The organism is Vibrio sp. MOR3, assembly GCF_001557775.1.
Lineage (GTDB): Bacteria > Pseudomonadota > Gammaproteobacteria > Enterobacterales > Vibrionaceae > Vibrio > Vibrio jasicida.
On record NZ_LNRD01000002.1, the window covers coordinates 506,724 to 529,481 of the forward strand.

Here is a 22,758-nt window from a genome sequence, read left to right on the forward strand (position 1 = left end):
TCGAAGGGTTGAGCCTCCTGCATTCACAACGAACAACAGATAAGTCTTGAGTCAGTCATTTTTTGCAGAGTGACTCGCTGAATACTTTTTGAGGTAAGAACCATGAATCAAGCTTACATTCACGATAACTTTCTTCTCTCCAACCCACTTGCTCAGGATCTGTATCATCGTTTTGCCGCACCGATGCCGATCATAGACTTTCACAATCACCTTGAAGCAGAAGACATTTGGCAGGACACAAAACACGAGAACCTCACCCAAGCATGGCTTAATAGCGATCACTATGTGTGGCGAGCGATGCGAAGTAACGGAATCGACGAGCACTACATCACTGGTGATGCAACGGACACAGAAAAGTTCGCCAAATGGTGCGAAGCCGTGCCTTACTTGATTGGCAATCCCCTTTATCAATGGTCTCATCTGGAGCTAAAACGTTTCTTTGATTGCGATTTATTACTCAATCCAGACAATCAAAAAGACATCTGGGGGTTAAGCCACCAGCAATTCAAACAAGGAAACAACAGTACTCGTGATGTACTGGAACAATTAAACGTCGAAACCTTGTGTACCACGGATTCGCCTTTATCCAACCTAGAGCACCATCTCGCGCTGAAAGAATCTAACTTTAAGGTGCAAGTGTTACCGACGTTCCGTGCTGACGAGTTGTTTTGTTTCAACCAAACCGACAAGTTTCATGCGCTACTCACACACTTATCGAAGTTAACCGCTACCTCAATTGGCACTTTCCAAGATTATCTTTGTGCAATCCAAACAAGGCTAGATGCCTTTCATGAAGTGGGTTGTCGTTTATCTGATTTGGGCTTACCAAGCGTAAGCTTTGAACCATGCAATGAACAGCAAGCAGAACTCATCTTCCAACAGCTTCTACAAAACCAAGCGATTACCCAAACTGCACTTGTTCAACTGACATCCAGATTGTTTTTCGAGCTAGGCCAACGTTACTACCAACTCGGCTGGAGCATGCAACTTCACATAGGCGTTTTAATGAACGTCAATGAAAGACGCAAAGCGCAACTTGGTGGCGGAACCGGATTTAGCGTCATTAACAGTGATTCGTATGCCCATGCCCTTTCCCAGTTACTGAGTGAACTGGATCGAAGTTCGTGTTTGCCTAATACGGTACTCTTTAATCTCAACCCCAACGACAACCCAGTACTAAGCTGCATGGCGGGTGCGTTTCAGGACAGCGATACTGTCGCAGGGAAGATTCAATTTGGTGCTGCATGGTGGTTTAACGATCATAAAGACGGCATGGAATCTCAACTGACAACACTCAAAAATCTCGGCGCGCTCGGACGTTTTATCGGCATGCTGACAGACTCTCGCAATGTCTTCTCTTTTAGCCGGCATGAATATTTTCGCCGAGTATTGTGCAACCTCTTAGCAAAATGGGTCGAGGAAGGAGAAATACCTAACGACGAACCATTACTCAAACAAACCATAGAGAACATTTGTTACTACAACGCCAAACGCTACTTTCGCTTCAATTCTGATCAAGGCTTAGAGGGGTAATCGCCATGCTGCAATTTTCAAACAAAGAAATGGAGAACATTCGTCATCGCGCAACGCCTTCTGTCATCAAAGCGCTTATTGAAGATAACCAAATTGTACTTAATCACGAAGTCCTAGTTCCTGAAGACGGACGCGCGACTTGGAACCTATTCTATTATTGCCCTGAACATGGGGTGAGACTGACTTGGGATCGAAATAAGCCAACGTCTCATTGCTGCCCTGTTGATGGCAAAACATTTACTGATGAGCCGTACGACGGTGCATGGTGGCGCTGGTTAAATGGGTTAAACGCCAAGGCGTGTTATGACTTGGGACTACTGTGGCATCTGACCAATGAAGACCGTTATCTAGAGAAAGTGAAACAAATACTGCTCCAGTATGCAAAATACTACCCAGACTACGAGGTACACGGTGGCATACCATACAATGGCCCAGGCAAAGCAAATGCACAAACCTTGTGTGAGGCGAACTGTCATCTTGATTTCGCTCGAGGCTATGACTTCATCAAGCAAGCTCTAACGCCAGAACAGCAAGCCTATATCGAACTGCGATTACTGCGAGAGGGTGCGGATTTTCTGGTGGAACATCGCACCGCTCAGCTGCATAACCATGAGATGAAGATAAACGCGACCATCGGTGTGATTGGCCTTATTCTTGATGAACAACGTTATCTCGATTTCGCACTCAACACCGAATACGGACTGCACTATCAGCTAGAACATGGTTGTATCGGAGAAGGCATGTGGTTTGAAGGCTCGATCCACTATCACTACTACGCGTTACAAGCCTTGCTGAATTTCGAGAAAATGGCACATCAAACCCCATACTCTGTCAGCTCGAATCCTAACTACTTAAAGTTACTGAAATTCCCGCTACAGTTGGTAATGAACACCGGTGATTTCCCTCGCTTGAACGATTGTATTGCAGGACAAGAAAAGCTCACTCATGCTCACTTGTTTGAATTTGCCTACAAGCAAACACCGTGTGAAGAATTTGCTCGTGCCTTAGCCAGCATCTATCAAAACATCAGTCGCGATAACATCAACGCTTTGCTCTATGGCGTGGATGAACTTCCTCAAGTTAGCCCGTTACTTTGTCACTCAACACATAGCGAAGCAGTTGGCTTGACCATTGCCCATCATCAAACATTGAATAATGCTCTGTTGTACAAGCACGCGCCGTATGGCGGTGAGCACGACCATTATGACCGACTCGGCTTTATCCTAACGCGTAATGGCAAAGAGGTTTTGCCCGATTTAGGTACGACAGGTTACGGTGCAGAACTGCATTATGGCTATTATAAAAACACCGCAACACACAATACACTGGTGGTGAATCAGCAAAACCAGTCCCCAATCCACCCGCAATTACTGGGTTTTACACAAACTGAGGATTACACCACCATCGATGCCGTTGTGGATTGGTCTCAGCCAGAAGCCAGTGTCGATAGCCATACTATAGTGCAATGGGACAAAGAAGCGTATCAAGATGTAGTGTTCCGTCGAGCCTTCATTTGGCTTGATGATGTCGCCATTGAGTTGAACGCGATTCTCAATCCACACAACCAACAATTGGATCTGACTTATCACGTTCGAGGTGAACATCTTCTCCAACCAGAAAACGGGGCTTGGAAGCCAATTAAGAACCCACTATCCGGAGCTCTAGCACGGATGACGAATACACAGATAAGCGAGCCAAACACGGCATTCTCTCTTAATTATGAAATAGAGGGTCAAACAGAATTCCGTCAACACATCTACGCTGACTCACCAGTTGAAGTGCTCATTGGTAATGCACCAGACAATCCAGCAACGTCCGATCTCGCTTATTCCTTGATTCGCTCTCATGCGCGCGAATTGAATACCTTAGTGCTTCATGATCTTTCGGAACAGAGTAACTACAACGTCAATGACGTAACTTGGGGTGAGGAAAGTATCTACTTCGTTCTATCGAACACGAACGGCAGTGAACACATCAACTGCACTAGAATCATGTATGACTTTAAATCGGCAAGAATCACCATGTTTGAGCAGATGTCATAATAATCTCCATCAAAACAAGGCTAGCTAAATGCTGGCCTTGTCTCTTTAAATATTCCTTTCTATACATGACCTTCCAATTGCACATAAGCGCGCGTTATAAGCAGCACGCTTGAAGAATGACGCTGATCATCTTTTGAACAAAATCCCGAAATATAACGTAAAACCGCAAGGGCGAAATACGCAACCTGTAACTAAACTTTGGGAACACTAACCCCAGTTAGGGAGCAAGAGATGAGCGACAAAAACAATCACTCCAAATGTCCTGTCATGCATGGAGCGAATACCAACCAACAGGCAGCTGAATTCAATTGGTGGCCGAAAACCCTCAACCTCGACATTCTTCATCAACATGACCAAAAAACCGACCCGATGGGCGCGGATTTTAACTATGCCGATGCTTTTAACTCTCTCGATTTAGAGGAAGTGAAAAAAGACCTAAAAGATCTGATGACCGACAGCCAAGATTGGTGGCCAGCGGACTGGGGTCATTACGGTGGCTTGATGATTCGTATGGCGTGGCACTCTGCGGGTACTTATAGAATTGCAGATGGTCGTGGTGGTGCCAGCCGAGGTAATCAACGTTTTGCTCCACTAAACAGTTGGCCAGATAACGGCAACCTAGACAAAGCACGTCGTCTACTTTGGCCAATCAAAAGAAAATACGGCAACAAATTGTCTTGGGCCGATTTGATGATTCTTGCTGGTAACATGGCTTATGAATCCATGGGCTTTAAAACGTTTGGTTTTGCTGGCGGTCGTGAAGACATCTGGCATCCTGAAAAAGACATCTACTGGGGCGCGGAAAAAGAGTGGTTGCAACCAAGTGGCGGCGAGAACAATCGTTACTCTGGTGAACGCGATCTAGAAAACCCGCTTGCAGCCGTAATGATGGGCTTGATTTACGTAAACCCTGAAGGGGTCGATGGCAAACCTGACCCAATCAAAACTGCACACGATATGCGTGTCACCTTTGCTCGCATGGCAATGAACGATGAAGAAACCGTAGCGCTCACCGCAGGTGGTCACACGGTAGGTAAAGCACACGGTAATGGTGATGCTTCCCTACTCGGCCCTGAACCGGAAGGCGCAGAAATCGAAGACCAAGGCTTTGGTTGGCTGAACAAAACCTCTCGCGGCATAGGACGTGATACCGTCACCAGTGGTGTGGAAGGTGCGTGGACCACTAACCCAACCAAATGGGATAACGGCTACTTCCACTTGTTGTTTACTTACGACTGGTGGGTTACTAAGAGCCCAGCGGGTGCTGCTCAGTGGGAACCAGTGAACATCAAAGAAGAAGACATGCCGGTGGATGTGGAAGACCCAAGCATCCGTCGCAATCCAATGATGACCGATGCGGATATGGCGCTAAAGTTTGATCCGGAATACCGCAAGATTGCAGAGCGTTTCCGTGATGATCCTAAGTACTTCGAAGATTGTTTCGCTCGCGCTTGGTTTAAACTGACTCACCGCGATCTAGGCCCTAAATCTCGTTACCTCGGCCCTGATGTGCCAGCAGAAGATTTGATTTGGCAAGATCCCGTACCACCTGTCTCTTATCACCTATCTGAAGAGAACATCGACGCGCTCAAGATGGCGATTCTCAATAGTGAATTGAGCATTGCTGAGCTGGTTTCTACCGCATGGGACAGCGCTCGTACTTACCGTGGTTCTGACCGTCGCGGTGGTGCTAATGGCGCACGACTTCGTCTTGCTCCGCAAAAAGATTGGGTGGGTAACGAGCCAGAAAGATTGCAGAAAGTATTGAGCGTGCTCGACGATATTCGCACCACACACAACTCGCCAATTAGCATGGCGGATTTGATTGTGCTGGCGGGTGGCGTAGGTATCGAGAAAGCGGCATCCAACGCAGGTATGAATGTCTCTGTACCATTTAGCCAAGGACGTGGAGATGCGACGGACACCATGACCGATGCCGATTCGTTTGACGTGCTTGAACCAATTCACGATGGCTTCCGCAACTGGCTGAAATCCGATTACATCGTAACGGCTGAAGAGCTCTTATTGGAAAGAAGCCAATTGATGCAACTGACCGCTGTCGAGATGACGGTGCTCACTGGTGGTATGCGTGTTCTTGGCACCAATTATGGTGGTACAAGCCAAGGTGTATTCACCGATAACGTCGGTGCACTGACCAACGATTTCTTCGTTAACCTCACTGATATGAGCTACACATGGCATCCAACCGGTGATAACGAGTACGAAATCCGCGAACGCGCTTCTGGCCAAACCAAATGGACAGCGTCACGTGTCGACTTGGTATTCGGCTCTAACTCGGTACTGCGCTCTTACGCTGAGGTTTACGCTCAGGACGATAACAAAGAGAAGTTTGTCCAAGACTTTGTCGCAGCTTGGGTGAAAGTGATGAACAACGATCGCTTCGACTTATAAAGAGCGCGCTTTTATCCATTATCTTCCAAAAGAGCTGATGACCTCAGCTCTTATTTTTTCATCCTAACTGTCACTGATTCCTTTCTCTCCCCCTAGATAAATTGTAATACAATTAACATTATTCACTGAACAAACATTTGCGTAGTTAAAGCGAATCTCTTGGTTATATTTGGCATAGATACACTTATTACTTGAGACACTAAAACCCGCCAGAAACCAAGAGAAATCGAGCCAATAGCCAAACCAACCTCTCACTTTTGCCAAAAAACATCGATAAAACCTTATTCATTGCATTTTCCGATTGCAAAATCCAACTGAGGACTTAAGATAAAGCCATATAATCATACAATACGATATTTGGAGTCTAATATGACAAAACCTGTCATTGGTTTCATCGGCCTTGGTCTGATGGGTGGAAACATGGTTGAGAACCTACAAAACCGTGGTTACGAATTAAACGTAATGGATTTGAATAAAGACGCTGTGGCAGCTTGTGTTGCTCGCGGCGCTAAAGCGGCAAACACACCTAAAGAACTTGCTGAAGCAAGTGACATCGTAATGCTGTGTCTAACGACTTCTGAAGTTGTAGAAAAGATCGTTTACGGTGAAGAAGGTATTCTAGCGGGTATCAAAGAAGGCGCGACTCTGATCGACTTCGGTACTTCTATCCCAGCTTCGACTCGTAAGATCGGTGCTGATCTTGCTGCGAAAGGCGCAGGCATGATCGATGCGCCTCTTGGCCGTACTCCAGCGCACGCGAAAGATGGTCTACTAAACATCATGGCTGCTGGCGACATCGAAACGTTCAACAAAGTTAAGCCAGTGCTTGATGAACAAGGCGAAAACGTATTCCACCTTGGTGCTCTAGGTTCTGGTCACGTAACTAAGCTCGTGAACAACTTCATGGGCATGACAACAGTAGCAACTATGTCTCAGGCGTTCGCTGTTGCTAAGCGTGCTGGCGTTGATGGCCAACAGCTATTCGACATCATGTCTGCAGGTCCATCAAACTCACCATTTATGCAGTTCTGTAAGTTCTACGCTGTAGACGGCGAAGAGAAGCTAGGTTTCTCAATCGCAAACGCAAACAAAGATCTAGGTTACTTCCTAGAAATGGTTAAAGACCTAGGTACTGAGTCTCTTATTGCTGAAGGTACTTCTAAGAGCCTTCAAGCAGCGGTAGACCAAGGCCTTGGTCAAAACGACGTTCCAGTTATCTTTGACTACTTTGCTGAACTAGAAGGTTAATAACCCTTTCTAAACCAAATTTTCTAAGCCTTGCTCACCTAGTAGCAAGGCTTTTTTTGTTCTTCTTCTTCCATTCTTCCATTCTTCCATTCTTTATTTTTCTGCGCTCTAACGGTGGCATCAAAAAGCTAGTCGACGCATTCCAAACAAATCGTAAGCCCAGCCTTTAAAAACAAGCCGTCGCCGAACGGGTTATATTGGCGCTAATGTTTTAACAGGCGAGAGCCAACATTGCACAGCAAATGCCTAGATGTGAGGAATAGCATTGAAGTTAAAATTTACAAGCCGCCCTTCTTTCCAATGCAATTGTTATCTGCATTAAATATCAGCGGCACCTGAACATACCTATCCTAGGGCACATGATGATGTTTATCAGGCGGGCTTGGCATGAAAGAAGATGACCATAAATATGGTGGCTATACCAAACAAGTCGTGCTGCGCTTTAGGCCAATTGGCGTTAGCGACAACGCTTAGGCTCAAGTGCTTGCGACATTGGTTGCCGAGCCAACAAATTATCCACCCAATTTTAGCTCCTAAGGCCTCTCACAAAGCGACGCAGAAAACGGGCCCGACTGTGGTATTACCGCCAAAATGCTTCTTTCTGGTTTCGATTTATACACACACGGAAAATCCAGAACCACAACCAAACAGGCTCTTAACCTTTTAAACAGTGACTTCGGTGAACTACCCTAAACACGCTCATCACCGCTGAGTTTGATCCGCTACGTAACGAAGGCGAACAGCTCTACAAATTCATGCTCTCTTATGGTGTCGAAGTCTGAAGGGAGCGTTACTTGGGGCCATTCATAGCTTCTCTCAACTTTCTGAAGTAAGTGGTTCAGCAAGACGCGGCATCACTGCGGTTTCAAACCAAATCGAGCATTCCCCATTACTACTGATTTGAAATGAAGTACTTCCCAATGCCTAATGACAACTGGGCGAATTGGGCAAAGAATCAAAAAGCAGGATCTGTGTAGAGAGGCAAGCTGACAAATAGAAAAAATCCCACAGTGATGACACCGTGGGATTTTTATTAGGAAGAGTGAGTTAAGTGGGACTTAGCTTTTCGCGTTAGCTAACTTTGGGCTTTTAGGCCCTCGTGCTGCGTTCACCAATAGCACACCCACCGAGAGAACAATCGCACCACACAAGATAAACAGTAGTCGACCTGATGGTTCGTTTGGAATCAGAGCCATCGCTAGGATACCGAAGCCCGCTACGCTGATAAGCTTACCAAGCATGCCGCGCTGTTTTGTATCTAGGTTCTGCTGCTCTTCGCTGTCAGCCACAAGAGGCGTGTTCCAGTTCTCGAACAATTGATCCACTTCTTTCTCACGTTCAGGCGACAGACCTTTGTAGAAACGTGTTGTCAGTAGGAAGAATCCACCAGTGAAGACAACGTGTGCAGCTAGGCTCAAGCCAACTTTCAGATCTGCCCACTCACGTGTTGTAAACGCTTGCTCTAGACCGAATAGGCGCTCCACGTCTTCTGCTTGTAGTGAGATACCGAAGATGTAAGAAACAAAGCCACCAACAACCAGTGTTGCCCAACCAGCCCAATCCGGCGTCTTACGAATCCACATACCAAGTAGTACAGGAATCAACATTGGGAAGCCAATCAATGCGCCCACGTTCAGTACGATATCGAATAGGCTCAAGTGACGTAGTGAGTTAATGAATAGACCGATACCAATGATGATGAAACCCATCACGATAGTCGTTGCTTTACTCACGATAACCAGCTCTTTTTGTGACGCTTGTGGACGCACAATCGGGCTGTAGAAGTTCATCACAAAGATACCCGCGTTACGGTTAAGGCCAGAATCCATTGAAGACATGGTCGCCGCAAACATTGCTGACATCAGAAGACCTACCATACCTGCTGGCATTACGTTTTGTACGAATGCTAGGTAAGCTGCATCACCACCTACTGAGCCGTATTGCTCTGCGAAATCAGGCATAAATGCCGCAACGTACCAAGGTGGTAGGAACCAAATGATAGGACCAACAATCATCAGCACACATGCAAGGCCTGCTGCTTTACGTGCGTTTTCACTGTCTTTTGCACATAGGTAGCGGTAAGCATTGATGCTGTTGTTCATTACACCGAACTGTTTAACAAAGATGAACACTACCCAAAGGATAAAGATACTGACGTAGTTCAGGTTGTTACCCAGCATGAAGTCGCCATGGAAGTTCGACACGATGTTGCCAATACCGCCACCGTGGAAGTATGCCGCCACTGCACAAGTGATCGTCACTGCCATGATAACCAACATCTGCATAAAGTCAGATGCAACAACCGCCCAAGAGCCGCCCGTTACCGCCATTAGCATTAGCACTAAACCAGTAACGATGATGGTCGCTTCCATAGGAATGTTGAAGACCGCCGCCACGAAAATCGCAAGACCATTCAACCAAATACCGGCTGAGATCAAGCTGTCTGGCATACCAGCCCAAGTGAAGAACTGCTCTGAAGTCTTACCAAAACGTTGACGAATTGCTTCAATCGCCGTCACTACACGTAACTGACGGAACTTTGGAGCAAAGTAGAGATAGTTCATGAAGTAGCCAAATGCGTTGGCTAAGAATAGGATTACAACAACGAAACCGTCGTTGAACGCGCGTCCTGCGGCACCTGTAAACGTCCATGCTGAAAATTGCGTCATGAAGGCGGTAGCACCTACCATCCACCATAACATCTTACCGCCCCCTCGGAAGTAGTCACTGGTTGAGGTAGTGAACTTACGGAACATCCAACCAATTGCAACTAAGAAGAAGAAGTAGGCAAGAACAACAAGAGTATCAATAGTCATTTTTTCAGCCTTTCAAGTTTGATCATTTTCTAACGCCTAGACTACTCTGTTCATTATTTTATTTGTACTACAATAAGCTTTAATTGTGATCTGGAACATAAGTTATTTCGTTGAGAAATTGGCGAGAAATCCTTTGTTTTATTGGGCTATTGGCATTCTAAGTCAGAATATCCACCACTCAACAAGCAATTATATTGTAATACAAATAATATATTGCAAATTCATTAAAGTATGGAATATTTTTCTTCTTCACGCTTTGTCTGAAGATCAAAAATGCGCGGTATTTCTTTGAGCGAAACGTAATGAGATGTTTCGAACGGATTAGCTATGAGTTGGGTTTTGATGAATGTAACAAGCAAGATGTCCCACTCCCCTTCGCAGCTCTCTAGGATGGCGCAGGGAAAGTTCAGCGCTTTCCACTTCCAGCTCTCAAACCTCATGCTTAACCTCTCAGCTGTTCCCCTACTCCTTCCCGTCATTTCCTAGAAGGAGGAACGACTGAGTAGGAAATCTCTTTTCGCCAACAAGTACCGAATACCAAATCGTTACTTTGATGGGTCAAATCACTATCGAAGTTCCGTGTAGATTCGGTTATCCAAGATTCCCGTCCCACGCTCCTTCGCCACTGTCGAGAACGACGCAAGGACGGTTCAGCGCTTTCCATTTCTACCTCTCAAATCTCGTTTCTCGATTCTCACCTCTCGTTTGTTTTTCTCGCATCTCGACTCTCCAATCTCGCCTCTTTCAAACTTTCAAACACAAAAAAGCGAGCTCTGAGGCTCGCTTTTCATTATTTTCGCTAGTTTTATCGGGGTGTTACGACACTTATGCTACGTGAGCTACTGCGTCGCGAACCAGTGTACCCAGTTCATCCCACTTACCTTCATCGATAAGCTTTGTTGGCACCATCCAAGTGCCGCCACATGCCAGTACTGAAGGGATAGACAGGTACTCGTCTACGTTACCTAGGCTCACGCCACCTGTTGGCATGAATTTCACTGGGTAAACCGCCGTTAGTGCTTTAAGCATACCAACACCGCCAGATGGCTCAGCAGGGAAGAACTTAAGTGTACGCAGACCCATTTCCATCGCTTGCTCAACTAGGCTTGGGTTGTTTACGCCAGGTACGATAGCCACGCCTTTGTCTAGGCAGTATTGAACCGTGCGAGGGTTAAAACCTGGGCTTACGATAAAGTCCACACCAGCTTCGATCGCTTGGTCAACTTGCTCGTTAGTTAGGATCGTACCTGCACCGATCAGCATTTCTGGGAACTCAGCGCGCATCGCACGAATCGCTTCTGCAGCACACTCTGTGCGGAACGTGATTTCTGCGCAAGGCATACCGTTTTCAACCAAAGTGCGGCCTAGAGGAATCGCATCTTCTGCTTTGTTGATGGCAATAACAGGAATTACTTTTAGGTTTGCTAATTGTTCGTTTAATGTCGTCATAAGAGTGTACTCGTCGTCGTTAACTTGAGTTCAATAAATCACTGCGGAGCGCCGATTACTCAACGCTCCGCAAAAGAATTACAAAGGAAGATCTGGCATCACTTCACGTGGAATGATGGCACCTTTATGTTGAATTACCGCGCCAGCCATACAGTGGCCAGAGTAAGCCGATTCAGCTGCATTGCCGCCAGTCAAACGCTTCGCCAAGAAGCCTGCACTGAAAGAATCACCTGCCGCTGTTGTATCAATCACGTTGTCGACTTTGTTTGGCGCCACGTATTGCGCTTCGCCATTCGCCACAACCAAGCAATCTTTGCTACCACGTTTGATGATGATTTCATCCACGCCCAGTGCAGAGGTTCTCTCAATGCACTGCTCTAGATGCTCGTCACCGTAAAGCATTTGCTCATCTTCAAATGTGAGCAGTGCGATATCTGTGTGCTTAAGGATCTTAAGGTACCAAGACATAGCATTCTCGCGGCTTTCCCACAATTTAGGACGGTAGTTGTTATCGAAAACAACCTTACCACCTTGTGCCTTGAAGCGCTCAAGGAAGCCAAACAGCTGCGTCTTACCTTCTTCAGTAAGAATCGCTAATGTAATACCGCTCAAGTAAACCGCATCGTACGAGTAAAGTTTGTCGACTAGTACCGGAGACTCGTTTTGCTCGAATAGGAACTTAGCGGCCGCTTCGTTTCGCCAGTAGTGGAAGTAACGTTCGCCAGTTTCATCGGTTTCGATGTAGTAGATACCTGGTTGCTTTTCTTTAACAGAAAGAACCAGACTAGTATCGATGCCCTCTTCTTGCCATGCTGATAGCATTTCTTGGCTAAAAGGATCGTTACCCAAAGCCGTTACATAGCTGGTTTTAATATCGTGAGCTTTGGTCAAACGAGATAAATACAGTGCGGTATTCAACGTATCACCACCGAATGACTGCTTTAGCTGACCTTCCTTCTTCTGTAGCTCAACCATACATTCGCCAATGACCGCGATGTTTAATGATTTCATGTTGTCACCTTAGCAACTGAGGTTGCGCTATAGATTATTTTAAGAAGTCTTCACGAGCTGGGTTGAAGATATCTAGAAGAATGCTGTCTTGCTCTAGTGCAACCGCACCGTGCATCATGTGCTTACGAGCAAAGTATGCGTCGCCTTCTTTTAGTACTTTCTTCTCGCCTTCGATTTCCGCTTCAAAGCTGCCACGTACTACGTAACCGATTTGATCGTGGATTTCGTGAGTATGCGGAGCGCCAATCGCACCTTTATCAAAACATAGGTGAACCGCCATTAGGTCATCTGTGTAAGCAACAATTTTACGTTTGATACCGCCGCCTAGCTCTTCCCACGGGTTCTCATCTAATACAAAGAAAGAATTCATCGTCATACTCCTAAAAAGTCTCTATTAAAGCGAACCCTACGGCACTTCATTCTTAACCATGCTTTTATTAAAAGGTTCTCTTAAAAAAGCGTCGTATTGATAAAAGTGAAACGCAAAGCGAAAGGGTCTGCTGTTGAATTGGTAACGAGCATATCCGATCTATTTTAATTGTCATACAATATATCTAAAAATATGTGATATTCATCAAATGGTGCTCGTTAAAGCATTCCACTTAACGATTGATAACGCCGAAACATCAGTCACAACAAGGATTACCACAGCGATATAAATCAATAAGTTAGCTAAATTCGCGTGATTTCACTCTCCCTTTTTGCCACAAAAACTACACCCAAACTTAATATTGTATTACTTTATAGAAAGTTTAAGAAAACAACACACTTCATCTGAGGGTGGTAAAGAAATGACTACACAACCGATTTTGTTGACTGAAGCAGAAGTCGAACTACTAAGAAAGGAAGTCGGAAAGCCGAGCTTAATGGGTAAATCCATTGAAGCGAATCGCAAGGAACTTGAAGCCTTTATGCGTCTGCCTCTAGACGTACCAGGTCACGGCGAAGCGGGTGGCTACGAGCACAACCGCCACAAACAAAACTATACCTACATGAATTTAGCGGGTCGTTTGTTCTTGATCACTCAAGAAGAAAAGTACGCGCAGTTCGTTAAAGATCTTCTCGCTATTTACGCAGAGAAGTACCTCACTTTTGATTTCCACGTACAGAAAAACACTAACCCAACAGGTCGTCTTTTCCACCAGATCCTTAATGAACACTGTTGGTTAATGTTTACTAGCCTTGCTTACTCTTGCGTGGCATCAGTGATGACAGAAGAAGAGCGCACAGCTGTTGTTGAGCGCATTTTCGAACCAATGCTAGACATGTTCACAGTGAAATACGCGCACGATTTCGACCGCATTCACAACCACGGTATCTGGGCAGTTGCGGCTGTTGGTATCTGTGGTCTAGCCATTGGCAAACCTGAATATCTAGAGATGTCGGTATACGGTCAAGATCGTGATGATACCGGTGGCTTCCTAGCGCAAATCTCACAGTTGTTCGCCCCTTCTGGTTACTACATGGAAGGTCCGTACTACCATCGTTATGCGATTCGTCCAACTTGTGTATTTGCAGAAGTAGTACACCGTCACATGCCTGAAGTAGACATCTACAACTACAAAAACAAAGTGATTGGCAACACAGTACAAGCGATGCTGGCAACGGCTTACCCGAATGGTGAGTTCCCTGCCCTAAACGATGCATCTCGTACCATGAGCATTACCGACATGGGTGTTCAAGTTGCAGTGAGTGTTTACAGCAAGCACTACGGCTTGGATGACAACATCCTTGGCATGGCGAAGATTCAAAACGCCGTTTGGATGCACCCTTGTGGTCTTGAGCTTTCTCAAGCTTACGATAAAGCCATCGCAGACCGTGAAATCGGTATGCCTTTCTGGCCAAGTGTGGAACTTAACGAAGGTCCAACTGGTAACAACGGAGCACAAGGCTTTATCCGTATGCAGGATAAAACCGGTGATGTGTCACAGCTTGTGATGAACTACGGTCAACACGGCATGGGACATGGTAACTTCGATACGCTTGGCATTACCTTCTTCAACCGTGGTCAAGAAGTGCTCCGTGAATACGGCTTCTGTCGCTGGGTAAACGTAGAGCCTAAATTCGGCGGTCGTTACCTAGACGAAAACAAATCGTACGCACGTCAAACTATCGCGCACAACGCGGTAACGATTGATGAGCAATGTCAGAATGGTTTCGATGTAGACCGCGCTGATTCGGTGCATGGTTTGCCTCACTTCTTCAAAGTAGAAGGCACTGAGATCAAAGGTATGAGTGCGTTTGCGAGCGACCATTACCCGAATACAGACATGCAACGCAGTGTGTTCATGCTTAACCTAGATGAGCTTGAAGCACCGCTACTGCTAGACCTTTACCGCATCGAAGGTGAAGGCGAGCATCAGTACGACTACTCTCATCAATACGATGGTCAAATCGTACGTACTAACTTCGATTACCAAAGCTTTGGTGAACTGAGCACGCTTGGCGATGACTTCGGTTACCAGCACCTTTGGAAAGTAGCAAGCGGCAAAACGCAAGATACGGCGTTGGTTAGCTGGCTACAAAACAACACCTACTACACTTGGTTAGGCACTAGCAGCAGCGCGAAACAAAACGGTGATAATGAAGTTATCTTCACTCGCACTGGCGCCAATGACCCAAGCTTTAACCTACGTAGCGAACCAGCATTCATTCTGCGCAGCAAGGGCGAATCGACGCTATTTGCTTCTGTGCTAGAAACACACGGCTACTTCAACGAAGAGTTTGAGCAGTCGGTGAATGCACGTGGTCAGGTGAAAGATATCCGCGTCGTGGGTTACAACGCCGTTGGCAGCATCGTAGAAATCACGACTGAAAAATCACTGGTTACTGTGATGATCAGCAATGTTCTAGGCGCTGACGACCAAACCCCACACCAAGTAGAATTGAACGGTAAAACCTACAGCTGGAATGGCTTCTACTCTCTAGAAGTGAACGCATTCGGGCAGGAGAAATAATAATGAGCTACCAAACCCAGTCTTACCAACCGCTATTAATGAACTTTGAAGAAGCGGCAGAACTAAGCAAAGCACTTGGCACGGATAGCCTATTAGGAAATGCACTAGCACGTGACATCAAACAAACTGACGCTTACATGGCTGAGGTCGGTATTGAAGTTCCAGGTCACGGCGAAGGCGGCGGTTACGAGCATAACCGTCACAAGCAAAACTACATCCACATTGATCTAGCGGGTCGCCTATTCCTTATCACTGGCGAACAGAAATACCGCGATTACATCGTGGACATGCTAACGGCTTACGCGAAGGTTTACCCAACGCTAGAGAGCAACACCAGCCGTGACTCTAACCCTCCGGGTAAGATCTTCCACCAAACTCTGAACGAGAACATGTGGATGCTATACGCGTCTTGTGCGTACAGCTGCATTTACCACACGTTGGAAGAAGAGCAAAAAACACTGATTGAAAACGATCTGTTCAAACAAATGATTGAGCTGTTCGTAGTCACTTACGGTCACGACTTTGACATCGTACACAACCACGGTCTGTGGGCTGTAGCAGCAGTAGGTATCTGTGGTTACGCAATTAACGATCAAGATGCAGTAGACAAAGCGCTTTACGGCTTGAAACTGGACAAAGTTAGCGGCGGCTTCCTAGCTCAGCTAGACCAACTGTTCTCGCCAGATGGCTACTACATGGAAGGTCCTTACTACCACCGTTTCTCGCTGCGTCCAATCTACCTATTCGCAGAAGCGATTGAACGTCGTCAGCCTGAGCTTGGTATTTACGAGTTCAACGACTCGGTCATCAAGACCACGTCTTACGCAGTATTTAAAACGGCATTCCCAGATGGTACTTTGCCAGCATTGAACGATTCATCGAAGACAATTTCGATCAATGATGAAGGCGTAATCATGGCCACGTCTGTGTGCTACCACCGTTACGAGCAAACTGAAACGCTACTTGGCATGGCTGACCACCAGCAAGATGTTTGGGTTCATATCTCAGGCAAGACATTGTCTGACGCAGTTGCAGCAACAGACAACATCAAACCGTTCAACTGGGGTAGCCTATTCGTGACTGACGGTCCAGAGGGCGAAAAAGGCGGCGTAAGCATTCTTCGTCACCGTGACGAGCAAGACGACGACACCATGGCGCTTATCTGGTTTGGTCAGCATGGCAGCGATCACCAATACCACTCTGCGCTAGACCACGGTCACTACGATGGTCTGCACCTGAGTGTGTTTAACCGCGGTCATGAAGTGCTGCACGATTACGGCTTTGGTCGCTGGGTAAACGTTGAGCCTAAATTTGGCGGTCGTTACATCCCAGAGAACAAGTCTTACTGTAAGCAGACAGTCGCGCACAACACAGTAACGGTTGACCAAAAGACGCAAAACAACTTCGACACGGCTCTAGCGGAATCAAAATACGGTTCTAAGCATTTCTTCAAAGCTGATGATGAAAAGCTGCAAGGCATGAGCGGTCGTATTTCTGGTTACTACAACGGTGTAGACATGCAGCGCAGCATCATTCTTGCTGAATTGCCAGAATTCGAAAAACCACTTGTGATTGATGTTTACCGCATCGAAGCAGATCAAGAGCACCAATACGACCTGCCAGTGCACTACTCTGGTCAAATCATCCGTACGGACTTTGAATACGATGTAGAAAGTACGCTGCGTCCAATGGGCGAAGACAACGGTTACCAACACCTATGGAATGTAGGTTCAGGCCAAGTTCAAAACAGCTCGCTTGTAAGCTGGTTGCACGACAACAGCTACTACTCGCTAATCACAAGCGCAACAAACGGTGGCAAAGTGTTCTTCACTCGCACAGGCGCAAATGATCCAGACTTCAACTTGAAGAGCGAACCAGCACTAATCCTACGTCAATCGGGTCAGAACCACGTGTTTGCCTCAGTGCTAGAGACACACGGTTACTTCAACGAGTCTATTGAAGCATCGGTTGGCGCTCGTGGCCTAGTAGAGTCAGTAACCGTCGTTGGCAACAACGAAGTGGGCACCGTGATTCGTCTGCAAACCACAACAGGCAACGCTTACCACTTCGCTATCTGCAACCTAGACGAAGACAAACAGAACGCGGCACATCGCGTTGAGTTCGACGGTGTGACTTACACTTGGGAAGGCGCATTCGCACAAATTTAATCTTTAGATAGGGTCTGTTTATCTTTCGTGGTTAAATTTTGTTCGAGATAAAAGCGTTTTAATCGCGGCGAGTCGATTGAAGCCTAGTGGTTCTAAGTAAAATTGACTCAACAAAGAGTAAAACGCTTTTAGCCGAACCCTTTGGGTAGCGTTTGTAGGTGCTTTCTACTGCGTTATCGGCTTATCAGGTAGAACAACTACATATCAAAGCCTCTGCCTTGTATAAAACACCTACAAACTGCTGCAAAAATCATCACGAAAGGTCAACAGACCCTGGTCACTAAAAATTAATGTAAAAATCGGGAACTAATTCAAAGCCGGGCGTCATGTCCGGCTTTTTTTCGTTTACTTCCATCAACAGCCCCCTCTTCGTTTTATCAATACCAATCAAATCGTTTATACATGTTTTGTTGGAGGCATAAAAAATCCCTAACCATTGGAATCCAATGATTAGGGACGTTCAAGCGATATCTTACTTGCCGTTTAGCTTCAACTCAGAAAAGGTGGCGCTGCTGTAATCGCCGCTCTTCTTATCCATCTCGAAATCTCCCGTTCCTTCACAACCTGTCGCCCAGAAGTTATCACCAGTTTTCACGCTGCATTGTCCGTAAGCGCCCGCTTTAAAGTAGAACCACTCGTTCGCATAACCTTTCGCGAAGTCTTTCTTATCCACTTTTCCATAAGCGTCGACGTTATTGCTCAAGTCGAGTTCATACTTCACGGTTGGTTGGTCTTCGGCTTCGAACACAAGCTGCATAATGTTACCTTCGACTTTTACGCTGTAGCTGAACTCTTCACCAAGTGCGATGCCTTTATCTCCCGGCTCGGCGTTGTTTTCCCATGTATTACCCCATACTGGATAAGCGATGTCTGTGCGATCAGGATCCGCTTTCGCTAGGTTGCGTTCGTACGTCCAGAACACCGATCCCATCTTATGGTTAGGCCATTTCTTGTAGAAGATTTTTAGTGGTTCGTTGCCGTGTCCAAACCCTGTGTTCGCCTCTAACTGAACCGGGTCTTTGCCTGCATGAATCTGCCCTACCACGACGGAATACGCTGGGTATTTTTCTGGATTCTTAGAGCGCGTAGCAACGTGGTTTACTTTTAACGTCGCTTCTAATGTTCCTCCTACTACGCTGAATGATTCCGCTTGAGGGTGCGCAGCAATCGCCCAGTTGTTTTCTGGCGCTTTCACGCTGATATCGACATCAGTACCTCGCCCCATTTGACGGAGTTCAGAACGCGCGTTTGTAGAGCCCTTTGTTGTCACGGCCATGTTCGGCACTTCAAAGACCATATTGTCGTTTTCATCTAAGAAGAAAAATTGGTGATGTGAGTAACTGAGCATTGCCACGCCTTCGATTTCATCCGCTCGACCGTTGTTGTCTTTGTCCATTGGCAAGGTGATTTTCCAGTTCATCATGTCGAACTTATCCGCAGGCACTGGATGAGGTGTCTGATTATGGGCCAAAGCGGTCATTGGTAGCGTAGTCAGTAAGGCGGCAGCGAGGAGATTCTTGTTCAGTCTTTTGCTATTACACATGGATTTGGATTTCCTTATTTATGTATTATTGTCGTACATATTAATCATTAATCCAGAGATTAAACCGAACGGAAATTCGGGTGTGTAAAATCGCTCACAGTTTGATCATTGCAAGTTCTACTTGGATCAAACTTTAAGAAAAAGTGATAGATAAAAGCAGGTTATTTAAACCAAACACTCAGCAGTAAACTATAGAGGCAAAAAAGCCCTCATCATTGAGGGCTCTTTACTAGACGAAAAATCAAAATAAAAACGACAAATTAATCATACATAAGCTTCTCAGCTTTCTTAAGATCAAACTCGTTGAGTGATTTACGCGCCAAGTGCCTAAATGGCAGTGCTTTCACTATTTCTTCAAATGGCATAACGGCGAACGCCCAAAAAACAGAAAGGTCCAAATAAAGAATGATCAACGCACAAACAGGAATAGAAACTAGCCATTGACCAGTAAAGTTAATCTTAAACACATCCGTCGTTTTCCCTAATGCACGCAAGACATTGCCATGTACCGTGTTGTACCCACGGACGATAGGGAGAAAGATATACAAAGGTGCAATTGCGGAAAGCGCCTGATAAGTGCTTGGGTCCAGGTTAGGGTACAAATCTGGTAGAACATAGCTCAACGCAAGAAAGAACGCAGCGGATACAAATGAGATCATCACTGCCATATCAATACTGGTGTCAACATCCCTTCTTAAGCTATTCATCTGACGAGAGCCAATTGCTTGACTGATCGTGATCGCCGATGAGTGCGCCCACGCCGTAATGAACTGAGAACCCGCTTTGATCCAAGGCATTACAATCGTCATTGCTACATAAGCATTTAGCGTTAACTGAGAGTACAGTAGCATGTAGATAGTTGCGCCAGTCTGCAACATGGTGACATTCGCCGCGACTGGAAAAATTTCTTTAAAGTGGTTAATCGTATTGCGCTTAAGCGAGGCATCTAGGTTCTTCAACGAAAGCACAATAGAGTCATCTAGTCGAATGCATAAAGTTAAGTAAAGTAGGCGTATCACAATAGCAATCAAACTACCTGCTGCCGCACCTTGCACGCCAATGCCCTCAAAACCAGCAAAGCCATGAATCAACACATAAGACATCGCCATGTTAACAGGCAGCTCAATCAAGTAACCTTTGAATGGCACTTTAGTTCGGCCAAGCGCATTAAATAAAGCAATCATGACTTGAGTAATCGCGTTGAAGATGATGATGAACTTGGCGACAGCGAGGTAACGTTCAGTCTCTGCATAAAGAGCGACGTTATTAGTTAACTGATTGATCAGATGCTTATCGAACAAAGTCAGCAAGCTCCAAAATAAAACCGCGACCAGAACGTTAATGATGAGGCCGGCCCAAAACCCTTTGTTTACAGATTGATGCAATCCAGATCCAACCGCACGGCTCAGAACCAATTGAGAGCCATTTGCTAAGGCCATTTGTACGCCTAAGGCAAAAGAAATGACAGTTGTGGCAATCCCCATGGCAGCAAGGGAAACTTCACCGAGTGGTGAGACAAGGAAGGTGTCGATCATTAACATCGACTGCATTAATAATGCGTTCAAGGCCAGCGGCCAAGCAAGGGACAGATTTTTTCTTATATAGGGTTGGGAAGACATGGTAGACCTTTCGGGGTTGTCATAAGCGCAACTAGCAAGGAAGCAATTGCCGCTAAACGTTGGCCTTGCCCTATCCTTTCACCTTTAGGGCAAAGCCAAATACACGTTGATTCATCAACCGTTGACGACCTGAGCCAGTTTTTGGTTTTCGTCGTTAAGCAATGTATGCGACGCGATGCGAGCTTGGTCTCCATTCCCCGCCATAATCGCATCGTAAATCGAGCGATGTTCTTCAATACAGAATCGACCGCCTTCAGCGGAATGATCGATAAACTGCTTGAAGATGGTCGACAAGATATTGCTAAACGGAATGTAGAATTGATTGCCTGTTGCAAGGAATATTGTCTGGTGGAACAGGTGGTCGTTAACCGTCCAATCGTCATAATCGAAACGATTGGCTGCCATGGTCATACGCTGAAAAATAACCGACAACTCTTTACGTTGCTCTGCTGTTGCGTTATTCGCCGCTAAGGCACAAGCCTCTGGTTCAATCGCTTTACGCAACCCCAAAAACTGAGCCAGAAACGGCTCGGTATCTTCTAAGTCCTGAATCCATTCCAAGAGTTGAGGATCGAGAAAATGCCAGTGGTTGCGAGCACGAATGGTCGTCCCCACCTTCGGCTTTGACTCGATTAGCCCTTTTGCTGATAGCAGTTTGGTTGACTCGCGTAATGCTGTGCGACTCACGCCAAACGCGTCACAGAGATCCATCTCATTGGGTAGCTTTTCATTTTGGTTTAGCTCACCTGACAGTATTTTGCGGGCGATTTGTCTGGCAACTTGCACATGGATCTTGCGGTGTGAATCCTCCACAAGAGAAAACTTTGCCATTTGACGCTCCTTATAATTATGCTTCCAGTGCCTTAGCACTTGATAAATGATCAAAAAAAGCCAGACGAAGCTGGCTTTTTGAGGTCAGTGTATTCGTCTGAAACGAAATAGGTCAGCGCTTATGGCGCCATTTGTCCGCCGTTTACATCCAGCACTTGGCCAGTGATGTAACCAGAACATGCATGTGAAGCAAAGAAAGCAAACGTTGGTGCTACTTCTTCGATTCGACCGAAGCGACCCATAGGGATACCGCTTGCGATTGCTGCTTTCAACTCGTCAGATTTACCATCGTGGAATGCGGTGTCGATAGTGCCTGGAGAAACGATGTTGAAACGGATGTTGTCTTTAGTGAACTCTTTCACCCAGTTACGGTGAATGTCGTGCAACCATGCTTTTGATGCTGCGTAGATACCAGCACCAACACCGCCACCTTCACGAGCTGCGATAGAGCCAGTGCTGATCACACATGTTGTCTCACCAGATTCCAATGCGGATGCACGAAGGTGCGGGATTGAATATTTGGTTGTCATCAACGCAGAACGAGCGTTCAGATCCATCACGCGGTTGTAGAACTCATCATCGATGTTTTCTAGGTTTTCACGACCGCCAAGACCACCAGCGTTGTTGATTAGCACGTCCATGCCACCGAAATGTTCGGTAAATTCCTTAACCAGCTTTTCGCAATCTGCGGTCACCATAAGGTTCGCTTGGAAAAACTTAACATCGCCACCAAGTGCGGTTAGCTCAGTCACAGCTGCATCTGCGTCAGGACCGGTTTGATGACTGTTAATGCCGATTTTAGCGCCGTATTTTGCGAACACGCGTGCCGCCGCTAGGCCCATACCTGACGTAGAACCAGTGATAAGTACGCGCTTACCTTTCAAATCGTTAAACATGACGGTTTACCTATGTTAGTTATTCGTGCTTTCGAGATAAATCATACAATAAGATCTTTCGGTCGCAAGCGTATTTGCACCCAATTGAGCGAGATCCGGCAAAATTCGTCAGTTTTGCGTTGCATTTGTGGTTTGGGTCACAGCAAATAGGATTTTACAGCTATTATTTGTATGAATAATTTAACAACTTGATAGCGATGAAAACGATATTGAAGAAGCGGTCAAGTCAACGC

General features: G+C 46.1%; 14 protein-coding genes. 6 read left to right on the forward strand and 8 right to left on the reverse strand.

The window, feature by feature from the left end:
- Positions 1-102: 102 nt before the first annotated feature.
- From uxaC to ATB76_RS06885, 4 genes are all read left to right on the forward strand, one after another.
- A complete protein-coding gene (uxaC, locus tag ATB76_RS06870; RefSeq protein ID WP_061034931.1) occupies positions 103-1,533 on the forward strand; it encodes a glucuronate isomerase in 1,431 nt (476 codons plus the stop codon).
- Positions 1,534-1,538: 5 nt separating this feature from the next.
- A complete protein-coding gene (locus ATB76_RS06875) occupies positions 1,539-3,575 on the forward strand; it encodes a heparinase II/III family protein (RefSeq protein ID WP_061034932.1) in 2,037 nt (678 codons plus the stop codon).
- Between the two features lie 231 nt (positions 3,576-3,806).
- A complete protein-coding gene (gene katG, locus ATB76_RS06880; RefSeq protein ID WP_061034933.1) occupies positions 3,807-5,987 on the forward strand; it encodes a catalase/peroxidase HPI in 2,181 nt (726 codons plus the stop codon).
- Positions 5,988-6,356: 369 nt separating this feature from the next.
- On the forward strand, positions 6,357-7,235 hold the full coding sequence (locus ATB76_RS06885) for an NAD(P)-dependent oxidoreductase (RefSeq protein ID WP_038875650.1): 879 nt from the start codon (positions 6,357-6,359) through the stop codon (positions 7,233-7,235).
- Positions 7,236-8,293: 1,058 nt separating this feature from the next.
- Here the strand turns inward: ATB76_RS06885 and ATB76_RS06890 are convergent.
- The 4 genes from ATB76_RS06890 to ATB76_RS06910 all read right to left on the reverse strand — a co-directional run bounded on the left by ATB76_RS06890 (position 8,294) and on the right by ATB76_RS06910 (position 12,881).
- Positions 8,294-10,051, reverse strand: a complete 1,758-nt coding sequence (locus tag ATB76_RS06890) for a sodium:solute symporter family protein (protein ID WP_061034934.1) — start codon at positions 10,049-10,051, stop codon at positions 8,294-8,296.
- A gap of 825 nt (positions 10,052-10,876) precedes the next feature.
- Positions 10,877-11,500, reverse strand: coding sequence for a bifunctional 4-hydroxy-2-oxoglutarate aldolase/2-dehydro-3-deoxy-phosphogluconate aldolase (locus ATB76_RS06900; RefSeq protein WP_005388506.1), 624 nt, complete (start codon positions 11,498-11,500; stop codon positions 10,877-10,879).
- A 78-nt stretch (positions 11,501-11,578) separates the two neighbouring features.
- A complete protein-coding gene (locus ATB76_RS06905; protein WP_045424111.1) occupies positions 11,579-12,511 on the reverse strand; it encodes a sugar kinase in 933 nt (310 codons plus the stop codon).
- 34 nt (positions 12,512-12,545) lie between these two features.
- Positions 12,546-12,881 (reverse strand): cupin domain-containing protein, encoded by a 336-nt coding sequence (locus tag ATB76_RS06910; RefSeq protein ID WP_005450851.1) that lies wholly within the window; start codon positions 12,879-12,881, stop codon positions 12,546-12,548.
- A gap of 421 nt (positions 12,882-13,302) precedes the next feature.
- Between ATB76_RS06910 and ATB76_RS06915 the strand changes: the two genes are divergently transcribed.
- Positions 13,303-15,468 (forward strand): heparinase II/III family protein, encoded by a 2,166-nt coding sequence (locus ATB76_RS06915; protein WP_061034936.1) that lies wholly within the window; start codon positions 13,303-13,305, stop codon positions 15,466-15,468.
- 2 nt (positions 15,469-15,470) lie between these two features.
- On the forward strand, positions 15,471-17,636 hold the full coding sequence (locus ATB76_RS06920) for a heparinase II/III family protein (RefSeq protein WP_061034937.1): 2,166 nt from the start codon (positions 15,471-15,473) through the stop codon (positions 17,634-17,636).
- 472 nt (positions 17,637-18,108) lie between these two features.
- Here ATB76_RS06920 and ATB76_RS06925 read toward each other — a convergent pair whose 3' ends face one another.
- From ATB76_RS06925 to ATB76_RS06940, 4 genes are all read right to left on the reverse strand, one after another.
- The gene (locus ATB76_RS06925; protein WP_061034938.1) at positions 18,109-19,179 is read right to left on the reverse strand and encodes a polysaccharide lyase family 7 protein; all 1,071 of its coding nucleotides are present in this window, start codon (positions 19,177-19,179) and stop codon (positions 18,109-18,111) included.
- A 260-nt stretch (positions 19,180-19,439) separates the two neighbouring features.
- On the reverse strand, positions 19,440-20,798 hold the full coding sequence (locus ATB76_RS06930) for an MATE family efflux transporter (RefSeq protein ID WP_081094895.1): 1,359 nt from the start codon (positions 20,796-20,798) through the stop codon (positions 19,440-19,442).
- A gap of 114 nt (positions 20,799-20,912) precedes the next feature.
- Entirely contained in the window at positions 20,913-21,629 is a 717-nt protein-coding gene (locus ATB76_RS06935) for a FadR/GntR family transcriptional regulator (RefSeq protein WP_061034940.1), read from the reverse strand.
- A 119-nt stretch (positions 21,630-21,748) separates the two neighbouring features.
- Positions 21,749-22,525, reverse strand: a complete 777-nt coding sequence (locus tag ATB76_RS06940) for an SDR family NAD(P)-dependent oxidoreductase (RefSeq protein WP_061034941.1) — start codon at positions 22,523-22,525, stop codon at positions 21,749-21,751.
- Positions 22,526-22,758 lie beyond the last annotated feature (233 nt).

What these genes read in the sequence shown, in the direction of transcription:
- ATB76_RS06910 (WP_005450851.1), bottom strand. Translation starts at nt 12,881, where the DNA reads ATGAATTCTTTCTTTGTATTAGATGAGAACCCGTGGGAAGAGCTAGGC.
- ATB76_RS06930 (WP_081094895.1), bottom strand. Translation starts at nt 20,798, where the DNA reads ATGTCTTCCCAACCCTATATAAGAAAAAATCTGTCCCTTGCTTGGCCG.
- ATB76_RS06940 (WP_061034941.1), bottom strand. Translation starts at nt 22,525, where the DNA reads ATGTTTAACGATTTGAAAGGTAAGCGCGTACTTATCACTGGTTCTACG.
- ATB76_RS06905 (WP_045424111.1), bottom strand. Translation starts at nt 12,511, where the DNA reads ATGAAATCATTAAACATCGCGGTCATTGGCGAATGTATGGTTGAGCTA.
- ATB76_RS06885 (WP_038875650.1), top strand. Translation starts at nt 6,357, where the DNA reads ATGACAAAACCTGTCATTGGTTTCATCGGCCTTGGTCTGATGGGTGGA.
- ATB76_RS06935 (WP_061034940.1), bottom strand. Translation starts at nt 21,629, where the DNA reads ATGGCAAAGTTTTCTCTTGTGGAGGATTCACACCGCAAGATCCATGTG.
- ATB76_RS06925 (WP_061034938.1), bottom strand. Translation starts at nt 19,179, where the DNA reads ATGTGTAATAGCAAAAGACTGAACAAGAATCTCCTCGCTGCCGCCTTA.
- uxaC (WP_061034931.1), top strand. Translation starts at nt 103, where the DNA reads ATGAATCAAGCTTACATTCACGATAACTTTCTTCTCTCCAACCCACTT.
- ATB76_RS06900 (WP_005388506.1), bottom strand. Translation starts at nt 11,500, where the DNA reads ATGACGACATTAAACGAACAATTAGCAAACCTAAAAGTAATTCCTGTT.
- ATB76_RS06890 (WP_061034934.1), bottom strand. Translation starts at nt 10,051, where the DNA reads ATGACTATTGATACTCTTGTTGTTCTTGCCTACTTCTTCTTCTTAGTT.
- ATB76_RS06875 (WP_061034932.1), top strand. Translation starts at nt 1,539, where the DNA reads ATGCTGCAATTTTCAAACAAAGAAATGGAGAACATTCGTCATCGCGCA.
- ATB76_RS06920 (WP_061034937.1), top strand. Translation starts at nt 15,471, where the DNA reads ATGAGCTACCAAACCCAGTCTTACCAACCGCTATTAATGAACTTTGAA.
- katG (WP_061034933.1), top strand. Translation starts at nt 3,807, where the DNA reads ATGAGCGACAAAAACAATCACTCCAAATGTCCTGTCATGCATGGAGCG.
- ATB76_RS06915 (WP_061034936.1), top strand. Translation starts at nt 13,303, where the DNA reads ATGACTACACAACCGATTTTGTTGACTGAAGCAGAAGTCGAACTACTA.